Annotated in this window: 16 protein-coding genes; 9 read left to right on the top strand and 7 right to left on the bottom strand. The window is 57.5% G+C overall.

Annotation, left to right across the window (positions count from 1 at the left end; translation table 11 throughout):
• The first annotated feature begins 15 nt into the window (after window positions 1–15).
• Window positions 16–1,701, top strand: coding sequence for a long-chain-fatty-acid--CoA ligase FadD (gene fadD, locus RTX96_RS00200; protein ID WP_312670006.1), 1,686 nt, complete (start codon window positions 16–18; stop codon window positions 1,699–1,701).
• Window positions 1,702–1,783: 82 nt separating this feature from the next.
• Window positions 1,784–2,899 (top strand): ribonuclease D, encoded by a 1,116-nt coding sequence (gene rnd, locus RTX96_RS00195; RefSeq protein WP_141092932.1) that lies wholly within the window; start codon window positions 1,784–1,786, stop codon window positions 2,897–2,899.
• A 98-nt stretch (window positions 2,900–2,997) separates the two neighbouring features.
• Here the strand turns inward: rnd and minE are convergent, their stop codons facing one another.
• The 3 genes from minE to minC are packed head-to-tail and all read right to left on the bottom strand — an operon-like array spanning window position 2,998 to window position 4,798.
• Window positions 2,998–3,264, bottom strand: a complete 267-nt coding sequence (gene minE / locus RTX96_RS00190) for a cell division topological specificity factor MinE (RefSeq protein ID WP_042391279.1) — start codon at window positions 3,262–3,264, stop codon at window positions 2,998–3,000.
• 3 nt (window positions 3,265–3,267) lie between these two features.
• On the bottom strand, window positions 3,268–4,080 hold the full coding sequence (minD, locus tag RTX96_RS00185; RefSeq protein ID WP_103819401.1) for a septum site-determining protein MinD: 813 nt from the start codon (window positions 4,078–4,080) through the stop codon (window positions 3,268–3,270).
• Window positions 4,081–4,102: 22 nt separating this feature from the next.
• A complete protein-coding gene (gene minC / locus RTX96_RS00180; protein ID WP_103819402.1) occupies window positions 4,103–4,798 on the bottom strand; it encodes a septum site-determining protein MinC in 696 nt (231 codons plus the stop codon).
• A 122-nt stretch (window positions 4,799–4,920) separates the two neighbouring features.
• Here minC and RTX96_RS00175 point away from each other — a divergent pair, with 122 nt between their 5' ends.
• The 3 genes from RTX96_RS00175 (at window position 4,921) to RTX96_RS00165 (ending at window position 6,674) form a co-directional block, all read left to right on the top strand.
• Complete coding sequence (locus tag RTX96_RS00175) at window positions 4,921–5,205, top strand: YcgL domain-containing protein (RefSeq protein WP_141092953.1); 285 nt, start codon at window positions 4,921–4,923, stop codon at window positions 5,203–5,205.
• A 55-nt stretch (window positions 5,206–5,260) separates the two neighbouring features.
• A complete protein-coding gene (locus RTX96_RS00170) occupies window positions 5,261–5,920 on the top strand; it encodes a fumarylacetoacetate hydrolase family protein (RefSeq protein ID WP_103819935.1) in 660 nt (219 codons plus the stop codon).
• A 313-nt stretch (window positions 5,921–6,233) separates the two neighbouring features.
• Window positions 6,234–6,674, top strand: a complete 441-nt coding sequence (locus RTX96_RS00165) for a YcgN family cysteine cluster protein (protein WP_312269618.1) — start codon at window positions 6,234–6,236, stop codon at window positions 6,672–6,674.
• Here the strand turns inward: RTX96_RS00165 and dsbB are convergent.
• Complete coding sequence (dsbB, locus tag RTX96_RS00160) at window positions 6,671–7,201, bottom strand: disulfide bond formation protein DsbB (RefSeq protein WP_312669797.1); 531 nt, start codon at window positions 7,199–7,201, stop codon at window positions 6,671–6,673. The two genes, RTX96_RS00165 and dsbB, sit on opposite strands and share 4 nt — an antisense overlap.
• A 287-nt stretch (window positions 7,202–7,488) precedes the next feature.
• Between dsbB and fadR the strand changes: the two genes are divergently transcribed.
• Window positions 7,489–8,208 carry a fatty acid metabolism transcriptional regulator FadR gene (gene fadR, locus RTX96_RS00155; protein ID WP_103819938.1) on the top strand — a complete coding sequence of 240 codons (720 nt, stop codon included), beginning with the start codon at window positions 7,489–7,491 and terminating at the stop codon, window positions 8,206–8,208.
• 48 nt (window positions 8,209–8,256) lie between these two features.
• On the opposite strand, the gene RTX96_RS00150 is transcribed toward fadR, so the two are convergent.
• Window positions 8,257–9,789: a SpoVR family protein gene (locus tag RTX96_RS00150; protein ID WP_103819939.1), complete on the bottom strand. Its 1,533-nt coding sequence runs from the start codon at window positions 9,787–9,789 to the stop codon at window positions 8,257–8,259.
• Between the two features lie 350 nt (window positions 9,790–10,139).
• Here RTX96_RS00150 and RTX96_RS00145 point away from each other — a divergent pair, with 350 nt between their 5' ends.
• Window positions 10,140–11,441 carry a D-amino acid dehydrogenase gene (locus RTX96_RS00145; RefSeq protein WP_103819940.1) on the top strand — a complete coding sequence of 434 codons (1,302 nt, stop codon included), beginning with the start codon at window positions 10,140–10,142 and terminating at the stop codon, window positions 11,439–11,441.
• Between the two features lie 9 nt (window positions 11,442–11,450).
• Complete coding sequence (gene dadX, locus RTX96_RS00140) at window positions 11,451–12,521, top strand: catabolic alanine racemase DadX (protein ID WP_312669796.1); 1,071 nt, start codon at window positions 11,451–11,453, stop codon at window positions 12,519–12,521.
• A gap of 68 nt (window positions 12,522–12,589) precedes the next feature.
• Here dadX and RTX96_RS00135 read toward each other — a convergent pair whose 3' ends face one another.
• Window positions 12,590–14,323, bottom strand: a complete 1,734-nt coding sequence (locus RTX96_RS00135) for a potassium/proton antiporter (protein ID WP_103819942.1) — start codon at window positions 14,321–14,323, stop codon at window positions 12,590–12,592.
• Between the two features lie 142 nt (window positions 14,324–14,465).
• Window positions 14,466–15,380: a muramoyltetrapeptide carboxypeptidase gene (gene ldcA / locus RTX96_RS00130; RefSeq protein ID WP_312669795.1), complete on the bottom strand. Its 915-nt coding sequence runs from the start codon at window positions 15,378–15,380 to the stop codon at window positions 14,466–14,468.
• Window positions 15,381–15,472: 92 nt separating this feature from the next.
• Here ldcA and emtA point away from each other — a divergent pair, with 92 nt between their 5' ends.
• Complete coding sequence (gene emtA / locus RTX96_RS00125) at window positions 15,473–16,084, top strand: membrane-bound lytic murein transglycosylase EmtA (protein WP_103819944.1); 612 nt, start codon at window positions 15,473–15,475, stop codon at window positions 16,082–16,084.
• The last annotated feature ends 172 nt before the right edge of the window (window positions 16,085–16,256 follow it).

The following is a 16,256-nucleotide window of genomic DNA, read 5'->3' as shown; positions in this document are numbered from 1 at the left end:
TTCAGAGGTGATGCATTGAAGAAGGTTTGGCTTAATCGTTATCCCGCCGACGTGCCAGCGGATATCAACCCCGATCGCTATCAATCCCTTGTGGAACTCTTCGAAACTGCCACGGTGCGCTACGCGGACCAGCCGGCATTTACCAACATGGGCGAGACCATGACCTTCCGCAAGCTGGAAGAGCGCAGCCGCGCCTTTGCGGCCTGGCTCCAGCAGGGGCTGGGGTTAAAGAAGGGGGATCGGGTGGCGCTGATGATGCCCAACCTGCTGCAGTATCCGGTGGCGCTGTTTGGTATTTTGCGTGCCGGTATGGTGGTGGTCAACGTTAACCCGCTCTATACCCCGCGCGAGCTGGAGCATCAGCTCAACGACAGCGGCGCGGCGGCTATCGTCATCGTCTCTAACTTTGCCCACACCCTTGAAAAGGTGGTAGACAAAACCCAGGTGCAGCACGTGATTTTGACCCGCATGGGCGATCAGCTCTCTGCGGCGAAGGGGACGCTGGTCAACTTCGTGGTCAAATACGTCAAGCGACTGGTGCCAAAATATCATCTGCCGGATGCCATCTCGTTTCGCCAGGCGCTGCATAACGGCTATCGGATGCAGTACGTCAAGCCGGAGATTGTCGCGGACGATCTCGCTTTCCTGCAGTACACCGGCGGCACCACCGGCGTGGCCAAAGGGGCGATGCTGACCCACCGTAACATGCTCGCTAATCTCGAGCAGGTAAACGCCACCTACGGGCCGCTGCTGCACCGGGGAAAAGAGCTGGTGGTCACCGCGCTGCCGCTGTACCACATCTTCGCCCTGACCATGAACTGCCTGCTGTTTATCGAGCTGGGCGGGCAGAACCTGCTGATCACCAACCCGCGCGATATTCCAGGGCTGGTGAAGGAGCTGGCGAAGTACCCCTTCACCGCCATGACCGGGGTGAATACCCTGTTTAACGCGCTGCTGAACAACAAAGAGTTTCAGCAGCTCGATTTCTCTACGCTGCACCTCTCCGCAGGTGGCGGGATGCCTGTGCAGCAGGCGGTCGCTGAGCGCTGGGTGAAGCTTACCGGGCAGTATCTTCTCGAGGGCTACGGCCTGACGGAGTGCTCTCCGCTGGTCAGCGTGAACCCGCACGATATCGACTACCATAGCGGCAGCATCGGCCTGCCGGTGCCCTCTACGGAGGTGAAGCTGATTGACGATGAGGGCAGGGAGGTGCCGCACGGTGACCCGGGCGAGCTGTGCGTGAAGGGGCCGCAGGTGATGCTGGGTTACTGGCAGCGCCCTGACGCTACCGACGAGATCATCAAGGATGGCTGGCTGATGACCGGCGATATTGCGGTCATGGACGACGAAGGCTTCCTGCGCATTGTCGATCGTAAAAAAGATATGATCCTGGTCTCCGGCTTCAACGTCTACCCTAATGAGATCGAAGACGTCGTGATGCAGCACCCTGGCGTGCAGGAGGTGGCCGCCGTCGGCGTGCCGTCCAGCAGCAGCGGGGAAAAGGTAAAAATCTTTGTAGTGAAAAAAGATCCGTCCCTCAGCGAAGAGGCGCTCATTACCTTCTGCCGCCGTCAGCTGACCGGCTATAAAGTACCGAAGCTGGTGGAGTTTCGTGATGAGCTGCCGAAATCCAACGTCGGCAAAATTTTACGGCGAGAATTACGTGACGAAGCGCGCGGCAAAGTAGACAATAAGGTCTAAGCTTCGAGTGAGTCGCCCAACGCCGGTTAGCCCGGCGTTTTTTATGGGCGCAAACCAAAGAGAGTATGATTTGAACTACCAGATGATCACCACCAACGACGCGCTGGCGGCCATGAGCGAGGCGGCGCGTGCCTTTCCGGCTCTTGCCATCGATACCGAATTTGTCCGCACTCGCACCTACTATCCGCAGCTGGGCCTGATCCAGGTTTACGACGGCCAGCAGGTTTCGCTGATCGATCCGCTGGAGATCACTGACTGGGCACCGTTCCGCGAGCTAATGATGGATCCTGCGGTGACTAAGTTTCTCCACGCCGGCAGTGAAGATCTGGAAGTTTTCCTCAACGTGTTTGGCGCGCTGCCGCAGCCGCTGATCGATACCCAAATTCTTGCTGCTTTCAGCGGCCGCCCGCTTTCGTGGGGCTTTGCCTCTATGGTGGAGGAGTATACCGGTCTGGCGCTGGATAAGAGTGAATCCCGCACCGACTGGCTGGCGCGTCCGCTGACCGAGCGCCAGTGCGACTACGCCGCAGCCGATGTCTGGTATCTGCTGCCCATCGCCCACAAGCTGATGGCGGAGACCGAGGCCGCAGGCTGGTTGCCCGCCGCGCTGGACGAGTGTCGCCTGATGCAGGTACGCCGTCAGGAGGTGCTGGCGCCGGAAGAGGCGTGGCGCGAGATTAGCAACGCCTGGCAGCTGCGTACCCGTCAGCTGGCCTGCCTGCAGCTGCTGGCGGCGTGGCGTCTGCGCAAGGCGCGCGAACGCGATCTGGCGGTGAACTTTGTGGTACGGGAAGAGAACCTGTGGGCGGTTGCGCGCTATATGCCGGGCAGCCTCGGCGAGCTGGACAGCATTGGGCTCTCCGGGAGCGAGATCCGCTTCCACGGTAAAACGCTGCTGGCGATGGTCGCTCAGGCCCAGGCTCTGCCAGAGGAGGCGCTTCCGGAGCCGCTGCTGAACCTGCTGGATATGCCGGGCTATCGCCGGGCCTTCAAGGCGATTAAGGCCCTGGTGCAGGAGGTAAGCGTGGCAAAAGGGGTAAGCGCCGAGCTGCTGGCGTCGCGTCGACAAATAAATCAGCTGCTTAACTGGCACTGGAATATTAAACCCTTTGCCACCTTGCCGGAACTTATCTCCGGCTGGCGCGGTGAATTAATGGCGTCGAGCCTGCAGGCTCTGCTGCTGGAATTTCCCCGCTAGCGTAACCGTCACTGTAAATAAACACAGTAAATAAGCATAAATAAAAAAGGCAGCGCTTAACGGGCTGCCTTTTTAATGAAGGAGATAACGGTTAAACGTTATTTCGTCTCTTCAGCTTCCGGTAAGGTAACGTTCAGCTCGAGAATAGAGATATCGCCATCTTTTTGCTCCAGCTGTACCGTCACCATTTCTGGATCGATCTGCACATACTTACAAATGACTTCGAGAATATCTTTGCGCAGCTGCGGCAAATAGTGCGGCTCAGCATCGCTACGGCGGCGCTCGGCCACGATAATCTGCAGTCGCTCTTTCGCTATGTTAGCGGTGCTCTTCTTTCGTGAGAGAAAAAAGTCAAGTAATGCCATAATTTATCCTCCGAACAGGCGTTTGAGGAAACCTTTCTTCTCTTCTTCGATGAAGCGGAAAGGGCGTTCTTCTCCCAACAGGCGATCCACGGTATCAGCATACGCCTTACCGGCGTCTGATGTCGCGTCCAGGATCACAGGTTCGCCCTGGTTAGAGGCGCGCAGCACGGACTGATCTTCCGGGATCACCCCGACCAGCTTGATGCGCAGGATCTCCAGCACATCCTCCATGCTCAGCATGTCCCCCTTGCTGACGCGGCCCGGGTTGTAGCGCGTCAGCAGCAGGTGCTCTTTGATCGGCTCCTGACCGTTCTCGGCGCGGCGCGACTTAGAAGAGAGAATGCCCAGGATGCGGTCCGAATCGCGTACTGAGGAGACCTCTGGGTTGGTGGTAATGATGGCTTCATCTGCGAAGTAGAGCGCCATCAGCGCGCCGGTTTCAATTCCGGCAGGGGAGTCGCAGACGATGAAATCAAAATCCATCTTCTTCAGATCGTCGAGCACTTTCTCAACGCCTTCGCGGGTCAGCGCATCTTTGTCGCGCGTCTGGGAGGCGGGAAGAATATAGAGGCTCTCCGTGCGCTTATCTCTGATCAGCGCCTGGTTCAACGTTGCATCGCCCTGGATAACGTTAACGAAATCATAGACAACCCGGCGTTCACAACCCATGATCAGGTCGAGGTTACGCAGGCCGATATCGAAGTCGATAACGACGGTTTTCTTTCCCTTCTGGGCCAAACCAGTCGCGATGGCCGCGCTGGAGGTGGTCTTACCGACACCTCCTTTACCCGAAGTAACAACAATAATGCGTGCCATAGGAGTTCCTTGTTATAAGGGCTTAATTCAATGGTTGAACAGTCAAAGCGTTATCCGCGAGGAGCAGGCGTGCCGCTTTGCCATAATATTCGGCTGGGATTTGATCGCTCAGCCAGTATTCTCCCGCGATTGAGACCAGCTCCGCGGTGAGATGTGTGCAAAAAATTTGTGCTTCCCTGTCGCCGCCGGCCCCCGCCAACGCCCGTCCACGCATCATGCCGTAGATATGAATATTGCCATCGGCGATCAGCTCTGCGCCCGCGCTGACGTGGCTGGTAACGATCAGATCGCAGCCCGGGGCATAGATTCTCTGTCCGGAGCGAACCGGAACATCAATTAAGCGTGTTTTTGTGATCGGCGCGACGACTGGCTCTTCAACGGCAGGCGCGGCAGGCTGCTGGCGCTGTTTTTCTTTGCCTTCCGTCAGCAGCGGTAGCCCGGCGCGGTCAATTTCAGCCTTCAGCTCGGCCTGTTTACAGCCGCTGACGCCAATTATACGCAAACCGGTGCTGGCAATGGCCTTGTGCAGGGCAGACCAGTTTACCGCCTCTTCCAGCGCGGAAATGTTAATAACAACGGGAGCATGCTGTAAAAAAGCGGGAGCCTGTGCGATTTTGTCTTCTAAGGCCTGACGAATAACCTCGGGTTTCGCATCATGCAAATGAACCACTGATAAGGTAAAACTACTGCCTTTAAGCTCGATGGGCGTGTTTGACATCCTGACCTTACTCATTTAGCTATTATCTCCCGCGCAGCGGGTGATATTCCGAAGACTCTCAGGCATGTTATAGTCCCCGCTATATTGAGGCAAGACACCTCCCCTTAATTAAGAGTAAAAGTATGTTTTGTGTGATCTACCGAAGTGCTAAACGTGACCAGACCTATTTGTATATCGAGAAAAAAGATGATTTTTCCCGCGTCCCGGAAGCCTTAATGAAAAGTTTTGGCCAGCCGGTCATGACCATGCTGCTGCCGCTCGACGGGCGCAAAAAATTAGCCAACGCCGATTTGCAGAAAGTCAAAGAGGCGCTGCAGGCGCAGGGATATTATCTGCAAATGCCGCCGCCGCAGGAGGATCTCCTTAAGCAGCATCTCCAGAGCAGCGGGAAGATTGACAAATCCTGATACGGCGGTGATAGTCAAATTTCACTCGCGTTCAAAGGGTTACTCAGGGGGTAACATGTATCAGCATCATAACTGGCAGGGTGCGCTGTTAGATTTTCCCGTCAGTAAGGTTGTTTGCGTTGGCAGTAACTATGCGAAGCACATTCAAGAGATGGGCAGCGCCACGCCGGACGAGCCGGTGCTGTTTATTAAACCGGAGACCGCGCTCTGCGATCTCCGTCAGCCGCTGGCCTTGCCACAGGGGTTGGGATCGGTGCACCACGAGGTTGAGCTGGCGGTGCTGATTGGCGCCACGCTGCGCCAGGCGTCGGAAGAGCATGTCCAGCAGGCAATTGCTGGCTACGGCGTGGCGCTGGATCTTACCCTGCGCGATATCCAGGGCAAAATGAAGAAGGCCGGGCAGCCGTGGGAGAAGGCCAAGGGTTTCGACAACTCATGCCCCATTTCCGGCTTCATTCCGGCGGCAGAGTTCAAGAGCGATCCGCAGGCGACCCCGCTGGGGCTGAAGATTAACGGTGAGGTGCGCCAGCAGGGCACCACGGCGGACATGATCCACAAGATTGTGCCGCTGATTGCCTACATGAGCCGCTACTTCACCCTGCGTGCCGGGGACGTTATTCTTACCGGTACGCCAGAGGGCGTCGGCCCGCTGCAGAGCGGTGACGAGCTTGAAGTAAGCTTTAACGGTCAGTTCCTCACCACCCGCGTGCTGTAAACCCTTTCATTAAGGGTGCCGGGCGGCACTGATGCAGGCCCGGCTTGCGAATTAGCATGGTGCACGTTTTGTAGGCCCGGTAAGCGTAGCGCCACCGGGCGTTCCCATGCTGATGCTGTAATGCCGGGTGGCACTGCGTTTGCCCGGCCTACGGTGAGTAATGTGCAGTTTGTCGGCCCGTTTCTGTTCTGGCACTTTTAATCAGAAGTCACCTCTATTTTATTTGATTCCGGCAGCAATCAGGCGGCAAAACTTGCATCAATGTGCCAGAGTGGTTATAAGGTGCAGCTGAAATTTCACGGCGGACTTCCTTATGAGCGATACACCTTTCTGGCAGAGCAAAACCCTTGAGCAAATGACCGACGCCGAGTGGGAGTCGCTGTGCGACGGCTGCGGGCAGTGCTGCCTGCACAAGCTTCAGGATGAGGACACCGACGAGATCTACTTCACCAACGTCGCCTGCCGCCAGCTTAATATCAAAACCTGCCAGTGCCGTAACTATGAGCGGCGCTTCGAGTATGAACCGGACTGCATCAAGCTGACGCGGGAGAATTTGCCGACCTTTGAGTGGCTGCCGCCAACCTGTGCTTATCGCCTGCTGGCGGAGGGGAAAGCGCTGCCGCTCTGGCATCCGCTGCGGAGCGGCTCAAAAGCGGCGATGCACGCTGAGCGCATCTCGGTCCGCCACATTGCGGTGACGGAGTCCGAGGTACGCAACTGGGAGGATCACATCCTCAACAAGCCCGGCGCTTAACGACCAAAAAGATCGCGTTTTTTCGGTTTGAACGCCTGGGCAATCAGCACGAGGATGGCCACAGCAAAGTAGGCGATGAAGATCCCTACCAGCCACTGCGGCATCTCCAGCGTCAGAAACGACCACTGGCGTTCGGCACAGTCGCCGCTGGCAACAAACACCTGCGGCAGCCACTTATCCAGCGGCAGCCAGCTCGGGAAACGGGCGGCAAAGTCGCAGGTCATAAAGGGGTTAGGGTGCAGCTGGATCATCGTATGCTCCCACGCCAGCTGAATGCCGCGCCACGCGCTGTAGAGCCAGATTGCAATCGCCACATAGCGCAGCGGCGTCTTCGGCGCGATGGCGCCGACCAGGCCAGCGCCCATCACGCCAAACAGCGCGCAACGCTCATAAATACACAAAACGCACGGTTTAAGCAGCATCACATGCTGGAACCATAAAGCCACCAGCTCAAGCGCAAACGCCGTCAGTGCCATAAGTAACCAGGCACCGCGCCCGTGAGAGCACTTGTTTAAAAATTGTAACATAATCATTTCCCTGGGAGATGCTAGACATCGCAGTGTAAACGAATTCACCCTGAGATGACAAAGGGTTCAGAAGAGGGTGAAAGTAGGAGAAATAAGCGGCTTTAAGGACGAAAGTGCAAAAGTGCGGCAATGGGTAAACGGCCAGCACAATACCCTAAAAATGGGCGTTTAAGAAAAGCGTAAAAACAGAACGCCGATCCCTTTTTCTTCCCGTTTCGTGCTATCTGCTGCCCCCTCGCTCTGGTATGATGAGTCTCTTTGTTTCGCAGTGTAATGGAAATTTCTCTATGGTCATAAAGGCGCAGAGCCCGGCGGGTTTCGCGGAAGAGTACATCATTGAAAGTATCTGGAATAATCGCTTTCCACCGGGAACGATCCTGCCAGCTGAAAGAGAACTTTCCGAACTGATTGGCGTCACGCGTACTACGTTGCGCGAGGTACTACAGCGGCTGGCACGTGATGGCTGGCTGACCATCCAGCACGGTAAGCCGACCAAGGTAAATAACTTCTGGGAGACATCAGGTCTCAATATCCTTGAGACGCTGGCCCGGCTCGATCACGAGAGCGTTCCCCAGCTGATCGATAACCTGCTCTCGGTGCGTACCAATATCGCGACCATTTTCATTCGCACGGCTTTCCGTCAGCATCCGCAGGAGGCGCTGGAGGTCCTGGCCCGCGCGCGTGAAGTAGAAGATCACGCCGATGCCTTTGCCGAGCTGGACTACAACATTTTCCGCGGCCTCGCCTTCGCCTCTGGTAACCCCATCTACGGGTTGATCCTCAACGGCATGAAGGGACTCTATACCCGCATCGGGCGACACTACTTTGCCAACCCCGAAGCGCGCAGTCTGGCGCTGGGCTTCTACCACCGTCTAGGCGAAGTGTGCGAGCGCGGCGATCATGACAAGGTCTATGAGATTGTGCGCCACTACGGACGCGACAGCGGGGAGATCTGGCACCGGATGCAGAAAAACCTGCCGGGCGATCTCGCGATCCAGGGTCGATAGCGTTAAACAGACAGAGAAATCCCCTCTCCGCCAGGAGAGGGGCAGGCGTTACAGGCTATTCTGCCGCGGCGGGCAGCGGTCCAGCAGCTCCACGCTGCCGTCCTCGTTCTGCTGCTCCAGCATCACATCAAATCCCCACAGGCGGTGCACGTGTTTCAGCACCTCCCGGCGCCCCTTATCCAACGGCGCACGGTTGTGCGGTACATAGCGCAGGGTCAAAGAGCGATCCCCACGCAGATCGACGTTCCACACCTGAATATTTGGCTCCAGGTTGCTGAGATTATACTGCGCCGACAGCTTAGCCCGGATCTCACGGTAGCCGTCTTCGTTATGGATGGCGGCAATCTCCAGATAGTTATTGCGATCGTCATCCAGCACGGTAAAGAAGCGGAAGTCACGCATCACCTTTGGTGAGAGGAACTGGCTGATAAAGCTCTCATCTTTAAAATCGCGCATGGCGAAGTGCAGCGTCTCCAGCCAGTCGGAGCCAGCGATGTCCGGGAACCAATATCTATCCTCCTCGGTGGGAGACTGACAGATCCGTTTGATATCCTGGAACATGGCGAAGCCCAGCGCATAAGGGTTAATGCCGCTATACCACGGGCTGTTGTAGGGGGGCTGGAATACCACGTTGGTGTGGCTATGGAGAAACTCCAGCATAAAGCGATCGGTCACTTTGCCTTCATCGTAGAGATGATTGAGGATGGTGTAGTGCCAGAAGGTCGCCCAGCCCTCATTCATCACCTGAGTCTGTTTCTGCGGATAGAAATACTGGCTCACCTTACGCACGATGCGCAAAATCTCACGCTGCCACGGCTCCAGCAGCGGGGCATTTTTCTCCATGAAATAGAGCAGGTTCTCCTGCGGCTCGGAAGGATAGCGGCGCGCCTCGGCTACCGTTTTCTCCTCCTCGCGCTTCGGCAGGGTGCGCCACAGGGTATTCACCTGACTCTGCAGATACTCTTCCCGGCTTTTCTGCCGCGCTTTCTCCTCCTGAAGGGAGATCTTCTGCGGCCGTTTGTAGCGATCGACGCCGTAGTTCATCAGGGCATGGCAGGAGTCGAGCAGCTTCTCAACCTCGACCACGCCATAGCGCTCTTCGCAGTCTGTGATGTAGTTACGGGCAAAAATCAGGTAGTCAACAATGGAGCTGGCATCGGTCCAGCTACGGAACAGGTAGTTATTTTTGAAGAAGGAGTTGTGCCCGTAGCAGGCATGGGCCATCACCAGCGCCTGCATGGTAATGGTGTTCTCCTCCATCAGATAGGCGATACAGGGGTTGGAGTTGATCACGATCTCGTAGGCCAGCCCCTGCTGCCCATGCTTATAGAGCCGCTCGGTCTCGATAAACTTTTTACCAAACGACCAGTGAGTATAGTTAATGGGCATCCCAACGCTGGAGTAGGCGTCCATCATCTGTTCAGAGGTGATCACTTCGATCTGGTGGGGATAGGTATCCAGCCGGTAGAGTTTGGCTACCCGATCGATCTCGGCCAGGTAGGTATCAAGCAGTTCGAATGTCCAGTCGGGTCCATCGCTGAGACGGGAGGTGTCCTTGTTCATGGAGTCAATCGTAGCCATTAGCGCACCCTCATTGTTGGCGACTCTCTCTTGCAGGAGAGTCTCCATTCAAGCATAGATCACCGCACCGCAAACCGGGCTGGCGGGGAAATTTTTTCTTCGCCATAACACCGTGCAAAAAGGGGAGACAGTATGCAGTTTGCGCTATTTTATGCTGCGTTACAGGGCGGGTCAGCAGGAGATACCAAATAGTCCCCGTCCCCAGCTGAAGGCAGAGATGTGAGTTAAGTCACCATAAAAAAGCCGTATGTTGAATAACATTTTCATCTGAGTTATCAATTTGTAATCAGATGATTATTCTTAACGAATGATTATTCTTAACTCGTCAGTTTTACTCATAGGGAGTGGCTATGCGCGTTGTGGTTCTGGGAAGTGGCGTCGTGGGCGTGACCAGCGCCTGGTATCTGAGTCAGGCGGGGCACGAGGTAACGGTAATTGAACGGGAGCCGGGCTCGGCGCTGCAAACCAGCGCAGCCAACGCCGGGCAGATCTCACCAGGCTATGCCGCGCCCTGGGCCGCACCGGGGGTACCGCTGAAGGCAATTAAGTGGATGTTTGAACGGCACGCCCCGCTGGCCATCGGCCTTGACGGGACGGCGTTCCAGCTGAAATGGATGTGGCAAATGCTGCGCAACTGTGACACCCGCCACTATATGGAGAACAAAGGACGGATGGTACGTCTGGCCGAGTACAGCCGCGACTGCCTCAAGGCCCTGCGCGACAGCACCGGCATTGAGTATGAGGGGCGACAGGGGGGCACGCTCCAGCTCTTCCGTACCGAACAGCAGTATGAGAACGCGACCCGGGATATCGCTGTGCTGGAAGAGGCTGGCGTTCCCTATCAGCTGCTGGAGTCCGCCCGTCTGGCGGAGGTTGAGCCGGCCCTGGCCGAGGTGGCGCACAAGCTGACCGGCGGCCTGCGTCTGCCCAATGACGAAACCGGCGACTGCCAGCTCTTTACCCAGCGTCTGGCGCTGATGGCCGAACAGGCGGGCGTGGTGTTTCGCTACAACACGCCGGTCGATCGCCTGCTCTACGAGGGGGAGAAGATCTATGGCGTGAAGTGTGGCGATGAGGTGATCAAGGCTGATGCCTACGTCATGGCCTTTGGCTCATACTCTACCGCCATGCTGAAAGGCATCGTCGATATTCCGGTCTATCCCCTGAAAGGCTACTCGCTTACTATTCCTGTTGCGGAAGAGAGCGGTGCGCCGGTATCGACTATCCTTGATGAGAGCTACAAAATTGCCATTACCCGCTTCGATAACCGCATCCGCGTCGGCGGCATGGCAGAGATTGTTGGCTTCAATACCGAACTGCTGCAACCGCGTCGTGAGACGCTGGAGATGGTGGTGCGCGATCTCTTCCCACGCGGAGGCCGCGTCGAGGAGGCAACCTTCTGGACCGGCCTACGGCCGATGACGCCGGACGGCACGCCGGTGGTAGGGCGTACGCCGTTTAAAAACCTCTGGCTCAACACCGGGCACGGCACCCTCGGCTGGACGATGGCCTGCGGCTCGGGCCAGCTACTCAGCGATCTGATTTCCGGCCGCTCACCGGCTATTCCACACGATGATTTAGGCGTAGCCCGCTACAGCACCGATTTTACTCCCGCGCGGGCCAGCCATCTGCACGGCGCACACAATACATAAGGGGCAGTCATGACGCGTCCTGTTCAGGCCACTCTTAATCTGTCGGCCTTGCAGCATAATCTACAGGTTGTTCGCCGCGCCGCGCCTGGGGCACGGGTCTGGTCGGTGGTAAAAGCCAACGCCTACGGGCATGGAATCGACCGCATCTGGCGCGCACTGGGCACCACGGATGGTTTTGCCCTGCTGAATCTCGAGGAGGCGGTGCTGCTGCGCGAGCGCGGCTGGAAGGGGCCGATCCTGCTGCTGGAGGGGTTCTTTCATGCCGACGAGCTGCCGCTGCTGGACAGCTTGCGCCTGACTACCAGCATCCATAGCAACTGGCAGCTTAAGGCGTTGCAAAATGCCCGCCTTAGCGCCCCGCTGGATATCTACCTGAAGGTCAACAGCGGCATGAACCGGCTGGGGTTTATGCCGGAGCGGGTATGTTCAGTATGGCAGCAGCTGCGGGCGATGAAAAACGTGGGCCAGATGACGCTGATGTCGCACTTTGCCTCTGGGGAGAAACCCGATGGCATCGTAGAGGCAATGGCGCAGGTAGAGCAGGCCGCGGAAGGACTTAACTGTCCGCGCTCTCTCGCCAACTCGGCGGCAACGCTCTGGCATCCTGAAGCGCATTTTGACTGGGTCAGGCCGGGGATTATTCTCTATGGCGCATCGCCCTCCGGGCAGTGGCACGATGTGGCGACCAGCGGCATCAAGCCGGTGATGACCCTGCACAGTGAGATTATCGGCGTGCAGACCCTGAAGCGGGGCGATCGTGTGGGCTACGGCGGGCGCTATCAGGCTACCGGCGAGCAGCGGATCGGCATCGTGGCGGCGGGCTATGCCGATGGCTATCCGCGCCATGCCCCTGACGGCACGCCGGTGCTGGTGGACGGTGTGCGTTCGGGGATTGTCGGGACGATCTCGATGGATATGCTGGCGGTAGATCTGACCCCCTGCCCGCAGGCTGGGATCGGTACGCCGGTTGAGCTGTGGGGCAGCGAAATCAAGATTGATGACGTCGCTGCCGCGGCAGGTACGGTGGGGTATGAGCTGATGTGCGCCCTGGCACCGCGCGTTCCTGTTGTTACGCAATAATTGTGACCCAATGATCGTGACAACGTAACTTTTTGCCCGGCGGCGTTGCGCGCGCCGGGTCTACGCTGTTATTCGCTTTCGTGCTCGGCGACCCGAACACCGACCTTACGCACGGCGTTATCCTCTTTCTCTGCCACCGTCCAGATCATACCGGCAAACTCCACCTGATCGCCGACCACCGGTGCAGCACCAATCAGCTTTTGCACAATATCTCCCAGCGTCTGCTGTTTGTCAGGATACTCCATTCCCTGATCGAGGCCGTAGATCAGCGCCACGTCGGCAAACTTGGCGCTGGCCTCCAGAATAAAGTCACCAAAGAAGCGCTGATCCAGCGCTACCGGCGGCGAGTGGCTAAACAGCTTGCCCAGCGCAGGCAGATCGCGCTCGCGGCCAATTACGCACAGCACGTCGCCTTCCCGCAGATGGGTGCTGCCGGTCGGATGGAGCAGCGCGTTGCCGCGGAACAGGGCTGCAATGCGCGTCTCCGGCGGCATATGCAGATCGCGCAGCGCCGCACCGACGCACCACTTATCGGCGCTCAGCTGGTAGATAAATTGCTCCCACGCATTCTCGGGGCTAATGTCCAGCCCGACCCGCGACTCGGGCCAGCCCACCGGAGGCACCACTACCTTGGCTTTCTTCGCTGCCCAGCCCAGGGAGGTGCCCTGAAACAGCAGGGAGACCAGCACCACGAAGAAGGCGACGTTGAAGAACAGCCGGGCATTGTCGAGACCTGCCATCATCGGGAATACGGCGAGGATGATTGGCACCGCGCCGCGCAATCCTACCCAGCTAATGAAGATGCGCTCGCGCAGGTTGAACCCCCGGAACGGCAGCAGGCCAGCAAACACCGACAGCGGGCGGGCGATAAAGATCATCCACGCCGAGAGCAGCAGGGCCGGAACGGCAATCATCAGCAGGTCGGAAGGGGTGACCAGCAGCCCCAGCACGAGGAACATGCCGATCTGGGCCAGCCAGGCCAGGCCGTCGAAGTTCTGCTGAATGGTATAGCGGTTACGGATGGGGCGGTTGCCGAGGACAAAACCGCACAGGTAAACGGCGAGGATGCCGCTGCCCTCCATCGCCGTTGTGACCGCAAAGATCAGAATGCCGCCGCTCAATGCCAGCAGCGGATAGAGCCCGGAAGGCAGCGCGATGCGGTTGATCATCTGCTGCAGCAGGTAGCCACCCGCCAGACCGACAATCACGCCGAGACCAAACTCCTGCACGATATGCAGGGCAAACTTCCAGTCCAGCCCAAGCTGGTGATGCTGGATCATATCTATCAGCGTGATGGTGAGAAAGACGGCCATCGGATCGTTGCTGCCGGACTCAATCTCCAGCGTCGAGCCGACACGCTCGTTAAGCCCCTTACCACCCAGCAGGGAGAAGACCGCCGCCGCATCGGTCGAGCCAACGATGGCGCCTATTAGCAGGCCTTCCATCATGTCGAGCTTGAACAGCCAGGCGGCCATCATGCCGGTGAGGCCGGAGGTGATCAGTACCCCGACCGTAGCCAGCGACAGAGCCGGACCAAGGGCGACGCGAAATGAACTGGCCTGGGTGCGCATGCCGCCATCCAGCAGAATGATCGCCAGCGCGAGGTTACTGATCATGTAGGCGAGCGGATAGTTATCAAAAGGGATACCGCCGACGCCGTCGACACCGGCCAGCATGCCGATGGCGAGAAAGATAACCAGGATGGGAATACCAAGGCGTGATGAAAAAGAACTTAATAAGATACTGCAGGTTACAAGCACTGAACCCAAAATGAAAAGACCGATGATCGCCTCAGCTTCCAATGTCGCTTTTCTCCTCTAAATGCAATTACCACCCAAACGGGGCCGAGGGCGCTCGCGCCAGAGATGGCGCGGCACGACCCTCTAAAACATTACCATATCCACGGCGGTAACAGCGTGTTAATAGAGGCTAAAAACGATATTTTTATTCACGTAAAACAGGATGACCGCTAAGGGTAAGCTGCGTATGAAAATCTTGATGCTGCAAGCGCGCCTGTGCACCCAACGGCAGGGTCACCGTTTGCTGTTCATGGCCAAAGGCAAGGCCGCTGACCACGGGAATCGACAGACGCGTGCGTAAATAATCAATCATCGATGCAAGATCAAACCCGGCATCGTAGTCGTTAGGGGCGCTATGGCTGAAGCTGCCGAGGATCAGCGCCCTCTGGCGCGACAGAATGCCTGCATGGTGCAGCTGGAGCAGCATCCGCTCTACCCGGAAGGGGTGCTCGTTAATATCCTCAACAACTAAAATGCCGTTTTCTATGGCCGGCAGCCACGGTGTGCCGATGAGCGAGATTAGCATTGCTAAATTGCCGCCCCAGAGCGTTCCCTCCACGTCGCACGTCGGACCCGCGCCTTCCCACGTCACGGTAAAGGTCTCATTGCGCAGCGCGCGCCAGAAGTGATCCTGCGTAAACGTATCCAGCGCCTCCGCACCAAAGTTACCCGCCAGCATCGGCCCGCTAAAGGTGATAACGTTATCCGTCGCCAGCAGGCCAAGCTGCACGGCGGTGAAGTCGCTGTGGCCGCAGATCAGCAGCGGCGCGCGTCGCTGGCGCTCGGCCAGACCCTGCCAGTCGATCCTTTCCAGCAGGCGACTGGCACCGTAGCCGCCGCGTACCGGCATCACAATTGTGTTCTCTGCTGTCAGCGTAACCAGTCCGTTGAGGTCCGCTAGCCGCTCGGCATCATCGCCGGCAAATCGTCGATCGCGGCGGGTAATGACCTGCTGGTTGGCTACACGATGGCCTGCGGCCTCAAGACGTTCGACGCCCCTGAAGGCAGCGGTCTGATTGATGCAGTAGCCAGAGGGGGCGATCAGATGAATCCGGGACATGGCAAATCCTTGCTGACATAGAAGATGAAACGGTTATCATGCCGCTTAGGATTGTCATTGTCATCTAAACTCCCGGTAAAAGGATTGTTGGTGTGAAATTGAGATGGTTTGCTTTTTTGGTCGTTCTGCTGGCAGGGTGTAGTTCAAAACAGGATTATAAAAACCCGCCGTGGGATCCGGAGGTCCCGGTCAAACGGGCCATGCAGTGGATGCCGATCAGCGAGAAAGCGGGGGCGGCGTGGGGCGTCAGTCCGCGACTGGTGACGGCTATTATTGCCGTGGAGTCCGGCGGAAATCCGACGCTGGTGAGTAAATCCAACGCCGTGGGCCTGATGCAGCTTAAAGCCTCTACCGCGGGACGAGAGGTGTATCGGCACATGGGCTGGAGCGGGCAACCCTCTACCAGCGAGCTGAAAAACCCCGAGCGCAATATCTCAATGGGGACAGCCTACCTGAGCATTCTTGAACACGGCGTTCTCGCCGGTATCAAAGATCCAGAGGTAATGCAGTACGCGCTGGTGGTCTCTTACGTCAATGGCGCAGGTGCGCTGCTGCGGACCTTCTCATCCGATCGCAAAAAGGCGATTAGCGAGATTAACGACCTGGACGCAGATGAGTTTGTCGAACACGTTGCCGAAAACCATCCTGCGCCGCAGGCACCCCGCTATATCTGGAAGGTGCAGAAAGCGATGGATGCGATGTAGATACTATTATTACCTGCAATCGTTTTTATGTGTCGGGCCTACTCACCACACCATACCTAACGTAGGCCGGGCAAACTTAGTGCCGCCCGGCATTGCAGCGTCAGCAGAGTAACGCCCGGTGGCGCTCACGCTTACCGGGCCTACGAAGTACACCATGCTTACCGTCAGTCAA

Origin of the sequence: Pseudescherichia sp., from assembly GCF_032052675.1 — a bacterium.
Taxonomy (GTDB): domain Bacteria; phylum Pseudomonadota; class Gammaproteobacteria; order Enterobacterales; family Enterobacteriaceae; genus Pseudescherichia.
Note: the sequence above shows the minus strand (reverse complement) of the source record. Positions and strands in the feature narration are given on the sequence as shown.